A 13,188-nucleotide genomic window follows, 5' to 3' on the forward strand; every position below is an offset into this window, starting at 1 on the left:
GAAAACTGCAACTGCAACGGCATGGTGTGCAACTGGGGCAAGGCCCACACCCAGGGCAGCACCACCAGCGTGGCCAGCAAGGGCGTGATCAGCGCACCGCCGCGCAGCAGCCGCCACGGGCGCAGCCACAGGGCCACGGCCAGCGCGCAGGCCAGCACGCTGGCGTCCAGAAAAGCTTCGTCGGTGGGGGTCATGCGTCGGGGGTGGCAGCGGCCAGCGGCTGGCCCAGGCTGCGCAGCACGTCGCGCACCAGTTGGGCGCGGTCTTTGGGGTCGGGCAGGGCGCGTTCAATGCGCAGCTTCTCGTTGCCCGCCAGCTTGATGTGCTTGTTTTTCTGGATCAGCGCAATGATCTGCATCGGGTCTACCGGCGGCTGGGGCTTGAAGGTGATGGTGGTGACGCCCGGTGCCGCGTCCACCTTCACCACGCCGTAGGGCTGGCTCAAGCAGCGCAGGCGGTGGACGTCGATCAGCGTTTGCGCCTGCGCGGGCAGCTTGCCAAAGCGATCGACGATTTCTTCCAGCAGGCCGTCGATCTGGTCGGTGGTTCTGGCGGTGGCCAGTTTTTTGTAAAAGCTCAGGCGCAAATGCACATCGCCGCAGTAGTCATCGGGCAGCAGGGCTGGGGCGTGCAGGTTGATGTCGGTGGTGACCGACAGGGGGCTGAGCAAATCAGGCTCCTTGCCCGCCTTGAGGCAGCGCACCGCCTCGGACAGCATCTCGTTGTAGAGCTGGAACCCAATCTCCATCATGTTGCCGCTCTGGTTCTCGCCCAGCACCTCGCCCGCGCCGCGAATCTCCAGGTCGTGCATGGCCAGGTAGAAGCCGCTGCCCAGTTCTTCCATGGCCTGGATGGCGTCCAGGCGCTGCTGGGCCTGCTTGGTCAGGCTCTCCACGTCGGGCACCATCAGGTAGGCATAGGCCTGGTGGTGGCTGCGGCCCACGCGCCCGCGCAGCTGGTGCAACTGCGCCAGGCCAAACTTGTCGGCGCGGCTCATGACGATGGTGTTGGCCGTGGGCACGTCAATGCCGGTTTCGATGATGGTGGAGCACAGCAGCAGGTTGAAGCGCTGGGCGACAAAGTCGCGCATGACCTTTTCCAGCTCGCGCTCGGGCATCTGGCCGTGGGCGATGGCGATGCGCGCTTCGGGCAAGATTTCTTCGAGCTTTTGCCGGCGGTTTTCGATGGTTTCGACTTCGTTGTGCAAAAAGTACACCTGCCCGCCGCGCTTCAACTCGCGCAGCACGGCTTCGCGGATCACGCCCGTGCCTTCGCTGCGCACAAAGGTCTTGATGGCCAGGCGCCGCTGCGGTGCGGTGGCAATCACACTCAGGTCGCGCAGGCCCTCCAGCGCCATGCCCATGGTGCGCGGAATGGGCGTGGCCGTGAGCGTGAGCACATCCACTTCGGCGCGCAACGCTTTCATCTGCTCTTTGTGGCGCACGCCAAAGCGGTGCTCTTCGTCAATGATGAGCAGGCCCAGGTTTTTGAACTGGGTGGATTCGCTCAGCAGCTTGTGCGTGCCGACCACGACATCGACGGTGCCATCGGCAATGCCTTTGATGGCCGAAGAAATCTCTTTGCCCGAGCGAAAGCGCGATACCTCGGCCACCCGCACCGGCCATTTGGAAAAGCGATCGACCAGCGTCTGGTAATGCTGCTCGGCCAGCAGCGTGGTGGGCGCCAGAAACGCCACCTGCTTGCCGCCCGTCACGGCGACAAAGGCGGCGCGCAAGGCCACTTCGGTTTTGCCAAAGCCGACATCGCCACAGACCAGCCGGTCCATGGGGCGCGGGCTGATCATGTCCTGGATGACGGCGTGGATGGCGGCGTTCTGGTCGGCGGTTTCTTCAAAGCCGAAGTCGTTGGCAAACTGCTCGTAGTCCTGCGGCGAATAGCGGAATGCGTGGCCCTGGCGCAGGGCGCGGCGGGCGTAGATGTTGAGCAGTTCGGCAGCGCTGTCGCGCACTTGCTCTGCGGCCTTGCGCTTGGCTTTTTCCCACTGACCGCTGCCCAGTTTGTGCAGCGGTGCTTCGTCGGCAGAAACGCCCGTGTAGCGGCTGATGAGCTGCAACTGGCTCACGGGCACATACAGCACCGCCTGGGCGGCGTACTCCAGGTGCAAGAACTCTTGCAGGGCGGGCGTGCCATCCACATTTTTCTCGCCCAGGTCGAGGTTGACCAGCCCCCGGTAGCGGCCAATGCCGTGCTGGCTGTGGACTACCGGGTCGCCCACGTTGAGCTCGCTCAGGTCTTTGATCAGCGCTTCCACGTCGCTGACTTGCTCCTGCTTTTTGCGTCGGCGCGTGGTGGCGCCGGCGGCAAACAGCTCGGTTTCGGTGACGAAGTCGATGCCCCGCTCGTGCCAGGCAAAGCCCACGGTGAGGGCGGCGGTGGCAATGCCGAGTTTTTCGCCGCTGGCGTCAAAGGCGGCCAGGGAGTCGAACGCGGGCGGCTGCACGCCGCCAGTGCGCAGAAAGTCCAGCAGGCTCTCGCGCCGCCCGGCGCTTTCGGCCAGCAGCAGCACGCGCTGCGGCGTGGTCTGGATATGGGCGCGCAGGCGCGCCAGCGGCTCGTCGGCACCGCGCACGACTGACAGGTCAGGCAGCGCGCTGGTGTCTGTGGCTGCACCAGTGGAGGGCGCAGCCGCATCGCCTGCGCCGGGCGTGGTGTCTATGGGCGCTGGCGCCCGCACCGACAACTGCGCATAGGCCTTGAGCTGGGTATAGAACTGGTCAGCGCTCAAAAACAGCGCTTCGGGCGCCAGCACCGGGCGCTCGGGGTCGCCCTGCACCAGGCGGTAGCGGTCTTTGGTGTCTTGCCAAAAGCGCTGGAACGCGGGCTCGATGTCGCCGTGCAGCACCACGGTGGCATCTTGGCCGAGGTAATCGAACACGGTGGCGGTGTCATCAAAGAACAGCGGCAGGTAGTACTCGATGCCTGCGGTGGCCACGCCGGCGCCCATGTCTTTGTAGATGCGGCTTTTGGTGGGGTCGCCGTCGAGCAGCTCGCGCCAGCGGGCGCGAAATTTGGCGCGCGCAGCCTCGTCCATGGGAAATTCGCGCCCGGGCAGCAAGCGCACTTCGGGCACGGGGTAGAGGCTGCGCTGGGTGTCGGGGTCGAAGGTGCGAATGCTGTCGATTTCGTCGTCAAACAAATCCACGCGGTAGGGCACGGGTGCGCCCATCGGGAACAGGTCAATCAGCCCGCCGCGCACCGCGTATTCGCCGGGGCTGACCACCTGGCTGACATGGCTGTAGCCCGCCAGCGTGAGCTGGGCCTTGAATTTGGCTTCGTCCAGCTTTTGTTTGACCTTGAACTCGAAGGTGTAGCCCGCCAAAAAGGCGGGCGGCGCCAGCCGGTACAGCGCGGTGGTAGCGGGCACGATGACCACATCGGCGCCGGTGTCCTTGTCTTTCTGGCTGATGCGCCACAGCGCGGCCAGGCGCTCGCTGATCAAATCCTGGTGCGGGCTGAAGGTGTCGTAGGGCAGCGTTTCCCAGTCCGGAAACAGCGCACAGCGCAGGCCGGGGGCAAAAAAAGCCAGTTCGTCGAGCAGCCGGCCGGCATCGGCGGCGTCGGCGGTGACGATGGCGGTGGTGCGCCGCGCGGCCTGTTCGCGCTGGCCCAGGCGTGCCAGCAGCAGGGCGTCGGCGCTGCCCACGGGGCGGGGCACGGTGAAGCGTTTACCGGGGGTGAGTTTGGGGAGGTCCATGCGCTGAAGGGGGAGGTGGCCGCACCACGGCCTTCGCTGGCGCGGGTCGCGCCCGAACCGGACGCGGCGGGGAGTGCAGATTTTAGAATGCCGCCATGACCCATCCTTTGCTGACGCCCCAGAGCGCTGCTGCGCCCGCCCCGGCGCCTTGGCCTTCCCCCGCCCCTACGCCGTCCCCTGATGCCATCCCCGACGTGGCGGGCCCCTGGAGCCCATGGAACCCCTGGACGATAGCCCCGCCCGGTGGCAGCTACGCGCTGCCCGTGGGCGCGCGTTTGTGGGCCTTGCTGCCCTGCGCTGGCACTGGCACGCGGGCCTTGCCGCCGGGCCAGGCTGCCGCTTCTGCGCTGCCCAAGCAGTACCTGCACGTGGCAGGCCAGCCGCTGGTGCTGCACACGTTGGCTGCGTTGGCGGGCGTGGGCCGTCTGGCGGGCACGCTGGTGGCGGTGGCGGCGGGCGACCATTTTCTGGATGCCTACCCGGGCAAGGGCTTTTTTACGGTGGAGTGCGGCGGCCCCACCCGGGCTGACACCGTGCTGGGTGGCCTGCGCGCCTTGCTCCAGCGTGGGGCGCAGGCCCAGGATTGGGTGCTGGTTCACGATGCCGCACGCTGCCTGGTCACGCCAGAGCAGATTGATGCCCTGATCGACGCCTGCCTGGGCGACGATGTGGGCGGTCTGCTGGCGCACAAATTGGCTGACACCCTCAAAACCGCGATTGCCGGGCCGGGCGGCATCCGCGTGGCCAGCACGGTAGACCGGGGCGACAAATGGCTGGCGCAAACGCCGCAGATGTTCCGCATCGGTGCGCTCGTTCAGGCGCTGGAGCAGATAGGCCCCATTGCCACCGACGAGGCCAGCGCCATGGAGGCCATGGGCCTGCACCCGCGCCTGGTACAGGCCAGTGCGCTGAATTTCAAAGTGACCTACCCGGAAGACTTTTTGCTGGCCGAAGCCGTGCTGGCCCAGCGCGCCCACGGCGCCACCCTGGACCGCTTTGGCGGTGACCGTGGCCAAGCCAGCGATGCCCCCGCACGTACCATTTTTTAAGGAAAACGCATGAATTTCAGAATAGGTGAGGGCTGGGATGTCCACGCGCTGGTGCCGGGCCGGGCGCTGGTCATTGGCGGTGTAACCATCGACCACCCCATGGGTTTGCTGGGCCATTCGGATGCCGATGTGTTGCTGCATGCCATCACCGATGCGCTGCTGGGCGCGGCGGCGCTGGGCGATATCGGCACGCATTTTCCGGACACCGATGCGCAGTTTCGCGGTGCCGATTCGCTGGCGCTGCTGACCGAGGCCGCGCGCCGGGTGCGGGCACAGGGCTACCAGATCGGCAACATCGACACCACGGTGGTGGCCCAGGCCCCCCGGCTGGCCGCGCACATTCCGGCCATGCGCACGCGCATTGCGCAGGCGCTGGCGTTGCAACCGGGGCAGATCAACATCAAGGCCAAGACCGCCGAGCGGCTGGGGCCGGTGGGGCAGGGGCTGGCGATGGAGGCGCGCGCCATCGCTTTGCTGACCGTGGTTTAGCCCTGCGCTGTAGGGCGCGGCGGCAGTTTGCGTTTGACCTGCGGGCGTTGCAGGCGCTGCTGCGAGTCCGTGCCCTGGGGCTGGTCGTGGGCGCGCTGCAATTGCACATGCGCCACCAAGCCGCCCGAGGCCGAATTGGCCAGGGCAAAAATGCCGCCCATGCGCTGCACGGTTTTGTCCACAATCGACAGGCCCAGGCCCGCGCCCGCTGCCGCTGTGCGGGCCGAGTCGCCCCGGAAAAACGGCTTGGTCAGGTTGGCCAGCTGCTCGGGCGGTACGCCCGTGCCGTGGTCACGCACCTTGATCAGCACCCACTCCTCGCGGCCCTTGGCGGCAATGTCCACCTGGGTGACGCCCGCGTCGGGCGTCTTGCCGTAGCGGCGCGCGTTTTCCAGCAGGTTGGAGATGATGCGCGCCAGCTCCACCTCGTCGGCCAGCACGTTCAGGTCTTCGGGCACGCTCATGGTGATTTGCAGCTCACGGTGATCTTGCACTGCATACACGCACGAAGAGATCACGCCGTGCAGATTGACCGGCGTGAGCGTGACGTGGTCGGGGCGCGCGTAATCGAGAAACTTGTCGATGGTGGCGTCGAGCTGCACGATGTCGGCCACCATGTGTTCGCGCGCCACTTCGTCGGCCACGCTCATCTCGGTTTCCAGGCGCAGGCGTGCCAGCGGCGTGCGCAGGTCGTGCGAGATGCCCGCCAGCATCACGGCGCGGTCTTGTTCGAGCTTGGCGAGTTTTTGCGCCATGCGGTTGAAGCCGATGTTGACCTCGCGGATTTCGCTGGTCACGGCCTCCTCGTCGAGCCGGCTGGCGGCAAAGTCGCCATCGCGCACGCGGTTGGCCGCATAAGACAGCTGCTTGAGCGGCTGGTTGATGAGCCGGGCGATGGCGGCGGCCCCGGCCAGCGACAGCGCCCCTGCCGTGATGAGCCAGATCAGCCAGGTTTTGCCCCCGGCCGGGCTGAAGCGCGAGCGGTCCATGAGCAGCCAGTTGGCATCGCCATTGATGGAAAAGCCCACCCACAGCCCTTTTTCGCCATTGACGCTGCTGGCCACGATGGTGCCTTGGCCCAGGCGCTGGGACAGCTCTTCGGTCAGGCGCTGGCCCAGGGGCGATTGGTCGAGCAGTTCAAAGTTGTCGCCGGGCTCGCGCGGCAGGATGCGCACGCCCTCCTGGTCGGCCATGGTCTTGAGCAGCGAGACGCGCGCAATCGCATCCGAATGCACCAGCGCCGCGCGGCTGAGGTTGACCAGCGAGGCAATCTGCTGTGCGGTGTGCAGCGTGCGCGGCTCAAACTCCAGGGCGCGCAGTGTTTGCAGCCAGGCCAGGATGCTGCCCACCAGCAACAGGCTGAGCAGAAAAAATGTGCGCCAAAACAGGTTGAGCCCCATCCGTTTGGGCGATTCGCGGTGGCGCGGTGCAGATTCCAGGGGGGCTGGGCTGGTGGCATCGCTGACCGGAGGAGGGGAGTAGCTCATGGGAAATCAAAAGCGCCAAGGTGTGCTGCCCGCCAGGCAAGGGGCACACCGTGGGGTTTGCGCAGGGGCGCGGAGCCGGGCGGTCAATTATTGCCGTCCGGCACAAACACGTAGCCTACACCCCACACGGTCTGGATGTAGCGCGGCGCGGCAGCATCTTCTTCGATGAGCTTGCGCAGCCGTGACACCTGCACGTCCAGGCTGCGGTCAAAGGGCTCGAACTCGCGCCCACGTGCCAGCAAGGCCAGCTTCTCACGCGACAGCGGCTGGCGCGGGTGGCGCACCAGGGCTTTGAGCATGGCGAATTCGCCCGTGGTCAAGGGCAGCTCTTCGCCATTTTTTTGCAGTGCGCGGGTGCCCAGGTCAAAGCTGAAGGGGCCGAAGTTGACCACCTCGTTGTCGCCCGACGGGGCGCCGGGCGCTTCTTGCGGCGGGCGCCGGCGCAGCACGGCGTGGATGCGCGCCAGCAGTTCACGCGGGTTGAAGGGCTTGCCCAGGTAGTCGTCAGCGCCCACCTCCAGCCCGACGATGCGGTCCACATCCTCCCCCTTGGCCGTGAGCATGATGATGGGCGTGCGGTCGTTGGCTGCGCGCAGGCGCCGGCAGATGGACAGGCCATCCTCGCCCGGCATCATCAGATCGAGCACGATCAGATCCACGGTTTCGCGCAGCAGCAGGCGGCTGAGTGCTTTGCCGTCTTCGGCCACCATGACCTCGAAGCCCTCTTGCGTCAGGTAGCGGCGCAGCAAATCGCGGATGCGGGCGTCGTCATCCACGACCAAAATTTTGTCTGTCCGGTTGCTTGGCGTGGCCATTGGGATACCTCGGTCTTATTTGTAACAGCGGCCATTGTTACCAGTTTGCGGCGCTGGCGTGCGGCTTTGCTGCGTGGTCTGACCAACCGTTACAAGTTTTGCCGCATACGCACACAGCTTTGCTGGCGCGTCGCCAAAATGCGCTTTTTGCCGACAAAAAACACTTCCAGGCGACGGTATCCTTGGCCCGATCATCACCCCTCCAAGGAATTCTCTCCATGCAAAAAACTATGAAATTGATAGCTGCTGGCGCAATGCTGGTAAGTGTTGGAGCCGTTTTTGCCCAAAATATGGCTCCCGCAACGCCGCAGAACGTGGTGCAGCTGTCAGCGGCTGGGTCGGTGGATGTGCAACAAGATTTGCTGGTGCTCACCCTGAGCACCACGCGCGAGGGCAAGGACGCTGCCGTGGTGCAGGGGCAGCTGCGCCAGGCGCTGGATGCGGCCTTGTTGGAAGCGCGCCGCAACGCTGAGCCAGGGCAAATGGATGTGCGCACCGGCAACTTTGGCCTGTACCCACGTTACGGCCAGAACAGCCAGATCAGCGGCTGGCAAGGTTCTGCCGAGCTGGTGCTGGAGGGGCGCGACTTTGCGCGCATCACCGGCACCGCAGCGCGCGTGACCACGATGGCCATCGGCCAGGTGGGCTTTGGCCTGAGCCGCGAACAGCGCGCCAAAGTAGAGCGCGATGCCCAAGCGCAGGCGATTGAGAATTTCAAAACGCAAGCTGCTGATTTGACGAAGGCGTTTGGCTTTAGCGCCTTCACCCTGCGCGAAGTGGCAGTCAACAGCAACAGCTATGCGCCGGGCCCGCGCCCGCGCGCCATGGCGATGGAGGCCAAGGCCACCATGATGGACGCGTCGCCCATGGCGGTGGAGGCTGGCAAGACCACGGTGACGGTCAATGTCTCGGGATCGGTGCAGATGCACTGAGCCTGTTGATAAGAAAAAAGGCCCGTAACCCTTGCGGGACGGGCGCTAGCAGCTATCGAATCAGGAGTTTTTGTGGGGCCGGTTACTGGGCTGTCCAGCCGCCGTCCATGTTCCAGGCTACGCCGCGCACATTGTTGGCAGCGCTGGAGCAAAAGAACACGGCCAGCGCGCCCAGCTCTTCGGGCGTGGTGAACTGCATGGAGGGTTCTTTCTCGCCCAGCAGCAGTTTGGTGGATTCTTCATTGCTGATGCCCAGTGCCTGCGCCTTGGCATCCACCTGCTTTTGTACCAGCGGCGTCAGTACCCAGCCCGGGCAGATGGCGTTGCAGGTAATGCCCGTGGTTGCTGTCTCCAGGGCTGTGACTTTGGTGAATCCGACCACGCCGTGCTTGGCTGCCACGTAGGCTGATTTTTGCGCCGAACCCACCAAACCATGCACCGAAGCGACATTGATGATGCGGCCCCAGTTGGCTGCCTTCATGGCGGGAAGTGCCAGGCGCGTGGTGTGAAAAGCGCTGGTCAGGTTGATGGCCAAAATGGCGTCCCAGCGCTCGACCGGAAAGTCTTCGATGCTGGCCACATGCTGAATGCCTGCGTTGTTGACCAGGATGTCCACTGCGCCAAACTGCGCCACGCTGTACTGGAACATGTCTTCAATATCGGCACTGCGTGACATATCGGCGCTGTGGTAAGCCACTTGCGCGTCAGTGCCGTGGCCAGCGGCCAGCACCTCGGCGCGTGGCGCATCCACATCACCAAAACCGTTGAGCACCACGTTGGCCCCTTGTTGTGCCAGTGCCTTGGCTATACCTAAGCCGATGCCGCTGGTAGAACCTGTCACGAGAGCCGTTTTGCCTTTGAGCATGGAATTTTCTCCGAATGAATTACGATGCAACATAGCAATTATCAAGCCATGCCCCGGAAGCGCGCACCCATGATTGAACCTAGGCTGAACTACGTATCCTGCCCTGGCCCGGCCTCTAGTGATACAGGGCCGATGGCCCGCGCGGGGCAGGGCGAAGCCCGCCGCATGGCGTATTGGGAGTGGAACGCCACAGGCAACCCGCAGCACCCGCATGTGGTGGTGTGTGTGCATGGCCTGTCGCGCCAGGGGCGCGATTTCGATGTGCTGGCCCGGGTTCTGAGTGCGCACGCGCGCGTCATTTGTCCTGACGTGGCTGGACGCGGCCACAGCGATTGGCTGGCCGAGCCGCTGGCTTACCAGATACCGGTATATGCCGCCGACATGCTGGCGCTGCTGGCGCAGTTGCACCACCAGGCACCCGTGCAAACCCTCGATTGGGTAGGCACCAGCATGGGCGGTCTGATCGGCATGGTGCTGTGTGGGCAGCCGGGTCTGCCGCTGCCTGTGCCGGTGCGCCGTCTGGTGCTCAATGATGTGGGGCCGGTCATCGAGTGGCAAGCGCTGGCGCGCATTGGTCAGTACCTGGGCAAGGCGCCGCGTTTTGACTCGCTGGAGCAAGCTGCCGAAAGTTTGTGGTCGGTTTCCAGCCACTTTGGCCCGCACACGCCAGCGCAATGGCTGGCCTTGTGCCAGCACATGGTGCGCGCCTTGCCTGAGGGGGGCGTTACTTTGCATTACGACCCTGCCATCGCTACAGCGTTTGCTTCCCTGTCTCAGGAGGCAGCGCAGGCGGGCGAGGCGCAGTTGTGGCAGCTGTACGACCAGATTACCGCCCAGACGCTGTTGTTGCGGGGAGCGCAATCGGACTTGCTGTCACCGCACACGGCAGCGGCCATGGGCCAGCGCGGCCCGCGCGCCCGCCTGATGGAATGGCCGGGCGTGGGCCATGCACCTACGCTGGTGGCACCCGAGCAGGTGGCTGCCGTGGCAGCGTTCCTGACCGAGACTCCGAGCAAGGTACCTGCATGAAAAGCGCTGTCCCCGAAGTGGCGCCGACCGTCCCCAGCGCAGGCCCTGAGGCCGTCGTGCCGCTGGTCACCGCCACGGCGCAGGCTTTGCCCGAGCAGCTCAACGCATTGGCGCGTGCCCGCGCTTTTGCCGAGCCCCTGATTGCCGCAGAAAACCTGGAAACTGGTGAAAACACCTTGGCCCACGCCGATGCAGTGGCTGCCATTCTCAAAACCATCGGTGGCTCCGAAGCCATGCAGGCCGCCTGCTACCTGGTGCATGCCTGCATGCACTTGAATCGGCCCGAGGAAGTGATCGCCAAAGCCTTTGGCAGCCATTTTGCAACCCTGGCCGTGGAAACCACCAAGCTGATGCGTGTGCAGGCGCAGGCACGTGCGGTGCATCCGTCGGTACAGCAGATCAATGACCCGGCAGTGCAAACGGAGAACGTGCGCAAGATGCTGCTGGCTTTTTCGCGTGACCTGCGTGTGGTCATGCTGCGCTTGGCCTCGCGCCTGCAAACCCTGCGCTACCACGCAGCCAGCAAACGCCCGGTGCCGCCCAGCATTTCGCACGAGGCGCTGCACGTGTTTGCGCCGTTGGCCAACCGCTTGGGTATTTGGCAGATCAAGTGGGAGATGGAAGACCTGGCGTTTCGTTTTCTGGAGCCTGATACCTACAAGGAAGTGGCGCGCCTGCTGGATGAAAAGCGCACTGGCCGCGAGGTCTACATGGAGCAGCTGCGTGCCCGCGTGGAATCTGAACTGCGCGCCCGCAGTATCAGCGCCAGCGTGCAGGGACGGCCCAAGCACATCTACAGCATTGTCAAAAAGATGCGCGGCAAATCGCTCAATTTTGACCAGCTGTTTGATATTCGGGCCCTGCGCGTGGTGGTGCCCAACGTCAAGGATTGCTACGCCGCACTGAGCTGGGTGCATGCACAATTTGAATCCATTGCCGAAGAGTTTGACGACTACATCGCCCGTCCCAAACCCAACGGTTACCAGTCACTGCACACCGTGGTGCGTGACGAGGCGGGCAGGGCCATTGAGATCCAGATCCGCACCCAGGCCATGCACGACCATGCCGAGCACGGCGTGGCTGCGCACTGGGCCTACAAAGAGGCGGGAAGCAAAGGCTACGCTGGTGTGTCCGCCAGCGGCGACTATGACGCCAAGATTGCCGTGCTGCGCCAGCTGCTGGCCTGGGAGCGCGATCTGGCTGGGGCGCCGCAGCAGCAAGGGCTTTTTGAAGATCGCATCTATGTTCTGACGCCCGAGGCCGCGATTGTGGAGTTGCCCCAAGGCGCTACCCCGGTAGATTTTGCCTACGCTGTACACACCAGCATAGGGCACCGCTGCCGTGGGGCACGTGTCAATGGCGCCATGGTGCCGCTGAACACGCAACTGCAAAACGGCCAAACCGTGGAGGTCACCACGGTCAAAGAAGGTGGCCCTTCGCGTGACTGGCTGAATGCTGATTTGGGCTACCTCAACAGCAGTCGGGGCCGTGCCAAAGCCCGTGCCTGGTTCAATGCCAAAGCGTTGAATGAAACCGTGGCGCGCGGTCGTGAAGCGGTCGAAAAACTGCTGCAACGCGAAGGCAAAACCGCTTTGCGCCTGGACGATCTGGCTGCGCAGTTGGGTTTCAAATCGGCGGATGCCTTGTTCGAAGTGGTCGGCAAGGACGAGTTTTCGCTGCGCAACATCGAAATCTTGCTGCGCCCGCCGGAGCCGGCCCTGCAGCCCGATGACTATCTGTTGCTCAGGAAGGCGCGCCATACCGGCAAGACCCCCAAGGGTGGCATCCTGGTGGTCGGCGTTGATTCGTTGATGACCCAGCTGGCCAAATGCTGCAAACCGGCTCCTCCTGATGAAATCCAGGGCTTTGTCACGCGCGGTAAGGGCGTGAGTGTTCACCGTGTGGATTGCAGCAATTTCCGCGAGATGGCAGCGCGCAATGCCGAGCGCATGATCGAGGTGGAATGGGGTACGCCCAAGCAGGCTGCGCTGGCGTCGGTCTATCCTGTGGATGTGACGGTGCAGGCCGCTGACCGTCAGGGCTTGCTGCGCGATATTTCGGAAGTGTTTGCCAAGGAAAAAATGAACGTGGTGGGTGTGCAGACACAGTCGGTCAAAGGTATCGCCTGGATGACGTTCACGGTAGAGGTGTCGGATGCAGGTCGATTGAAAAAAGTGCTGGGCGCCGTAGCATCGGTGTCCGGTGTGCGCTCTGCACGCCGACGCTGATTGCCTGCGGATTTTGTTTCACGTTTTTAATGTGACGATTTTTTGGTGCTACAATAGCGTTCTCTGATAAATTAAAAATATCAGGCGCGTAGCTCAGCTGGTTAGAGCACCACCTTGACATGGTGGGGGTCGTTGGTTCGATTCCAATCGCGCCTACCAATTAGTAATTGGTCAAAAGCCTTCTAAATTAAAAATTTAGAAGGCTTTTTTGTTTTCCTGGGTTCTTGTGGGGCTCTACTGGGCTCTGTTGCAATGGCGCGCTATGGGTTGTGGTGTAAATCAACTCTCTTGAGTTATTTTGGGCTTCTTGGCCGGACGCATTCGATGGCACCTGAAGCGTCAGCCCATCCGCATCGTCTGTGGGTGTCAAAAACCTGTGGCCTGTGTAGCGGCGAATCGGATAGGCATCCTTACTGATTTCAAAGTGCGGGTGTCAACCAGAGATGCCTGAATGTATGCAGCTGGCGATCCCATCTTGAAAGCACCGCTTGAAGCGGGCATCGTCCCCACGATGGAGGATCGTGGAGACGATGGAACAATCTTTGAATCAAGAGCGCCCACGGCGGCGTGAATACAGCC

9 protein-coding genes, 1 tRNA gene and 1 pseudogene are annotated in these 13,188 nt (G+C 63.7%); 6 read left to right on the plus strand and 5 right to left on the minus strand.

All coding sequences use genetic code 11. The features are described from left to right. Both PHX69_RS10655 and mfd read right to left on the minus strand, forming a co-directional pair. Positions 1 to 194, minus strand: a pseudogene (locus PHX69_RS10655) (hypothetical protein); the annotation flags it as partial. Continuing rightward, positions 191 to 3,715 (minus strand): transcription-repair coupling factor, encoded by a 3,525-nt coding sequence (gene mfd, locus PHX69_RS10660; protein ID WP_288043683.1) that lies wholly within the window; start codon positions 3,713 to 3,715, stop codon positions 191 to 193. The gene mfd and the pseudogene PHX69_RS10655, both read right to left, overlap by 4 nt. A gap of 95 nt (positions 3,716 to 3,810) precedes the next feature. Between mfd and PHX69_RS10665 the strand changes: the two genes are divergently transcribed. Together PHX69_RS10665 and ispF are read left to right on the plus strand one after the other, a co-directional pair. Continuing rightward, positions 3,811 to 4,764: an IspD/TarI family cytidylyltransferase gene (locus PHX69_RS10665; protein WP_353852413.1), complete on the plus strand. Its 954-nt coding sequence runs from the start codon at positions 3,811 to 3,813 to the stop codon at positions 4,762 to 4,764. Between the two features lie 9 nt (positions 4,765 to 4,773). Then, positions 4,774 to 5,253: a 2-C-methyl-D-erythritol 2,4-cyclodiphosphate synthase gene (gene ispF, locus PHX69_RS10670; protein WP_119014606.1), complete on the plus strand. Its 480-nt coding sequence runs from the start codon at positions 4,774 to 4,776 to the stop codon at positions 5,251 to 5,253. Here ispF and PHX69_RS10675 read toward each other — a convergent pair. Next, positions 5,250 to 6,740 carry an ATP-binding protein gene (locus PHX69_RS10675; RefSeq protein ID WP_119014605.1) on the minus strand — a complete coding sequence of 497 codons (1,491 nt, stop codon included), beginning with the start codon at positions 6,738 to 6,740 and terminating at the stop codon, positions 5,250 to 5,252. The genes ispF and PHX69_RS10675 overlap by 4 nt on opposite strands. A gap of 83 nt (positions 6,741 to 6,823) precedes the next feature. Beyond that, positions 6,824 to 7,555 (minus strand): osmolarity response regulator transcription factor OmpR, encoded by a 732-nt coding sequence (gene ompR, locus PHX69_RS10680; RefSeq protein WP_119014604.1) that lies wholly within the window; start codon positions 7,553 to 7,555, stop codon positions 6,824 to 6,826. A 218-nt stretch (positions 7,556 to 7,773) separates the two neighbouring features. Here ompR and PHX69_RS10685 point away from each other — a divergent pair, with 218 nt between their 5' ends. Beyond that, positions 7,774 to 8,487, plus strand: coding sequence for an SIMPL domain-containing protein (locus tag PHX69_RS10685; protein WP_288043684.1), 714 nt, complete (start codon positions 7,774 to 7,776; stop codon positions 8,485 to 8,487). A gap of 82 nt (positions 8,488 to 8,569) precedes the next feature. On the opposite strand, the gene PHX69_RS10690 is transcribed toward PHX69_RS10685, so the two are convergent. Next, positions 8,570 to 9,352, minus strand: a complete 783-nt coding sequence (locus PHX69_RS10690; protein ID WP_288043686.1) for a 3-hydroxybutyrate dehydrogenase — start codon at positions 9,350 to 9,352, stop codon at positions 8,570 to 8,572. A 69-nt stretch (positions 9,353 to 9,421) separates the two neighbouring features. Between PHX69_RS10690 and PHX69_RS10695 the strand changes: the two genes are divergently transcribed. From PHX69_RS10695 to PHX69_RS10705, 3 genes are all read left to right on the plus strand, one after another. After that, complete coding sequence (locus PHX69_RS10695; protein WP_119014627.1) at positions 9,422 to 10,381, plus strand: alpha/beta fold hydrolase; 960 nt, start codon at positions 9,422 to 9,424, stop codon at positions 10,379 to 10,381. Beyond that, the gene (locus PHX69_RS10700; RefSeq protein ID WP_119014601.1) at positions 10,378 to 12,609 is read left to right on the plus strand and encodes a RelA/SpoT family protein; all 2,232 of its coding nucleotides are present in this window, start codon (positions 10,378 to 10,380) and stop codon (positions 12,607 to 12,609) included. Before PHX69_RS10695 ends, PHX69_RS10700 begins: the two co-directional genes overlap by 4 nt. Before the next feature lie 82 nt (positions 12,610 to 12,691). After that, a tRNA-Val gene (locus PHX69_RS10705) sits at positions 12,692 to 12,768 on the plus strand. Positions 12,769 to 13,188 lie beyond the last annotated feature (420 nt).

Source organism: Simplicispira sp. (assembly GCF_028687295.1).
Lineage (GTDB): Bacteria > Pseudomonadota > Gammaproteobacteria > Burkholderiales > Burkholderiaceae_C > Simplicispira > Simplicispira metamorpha.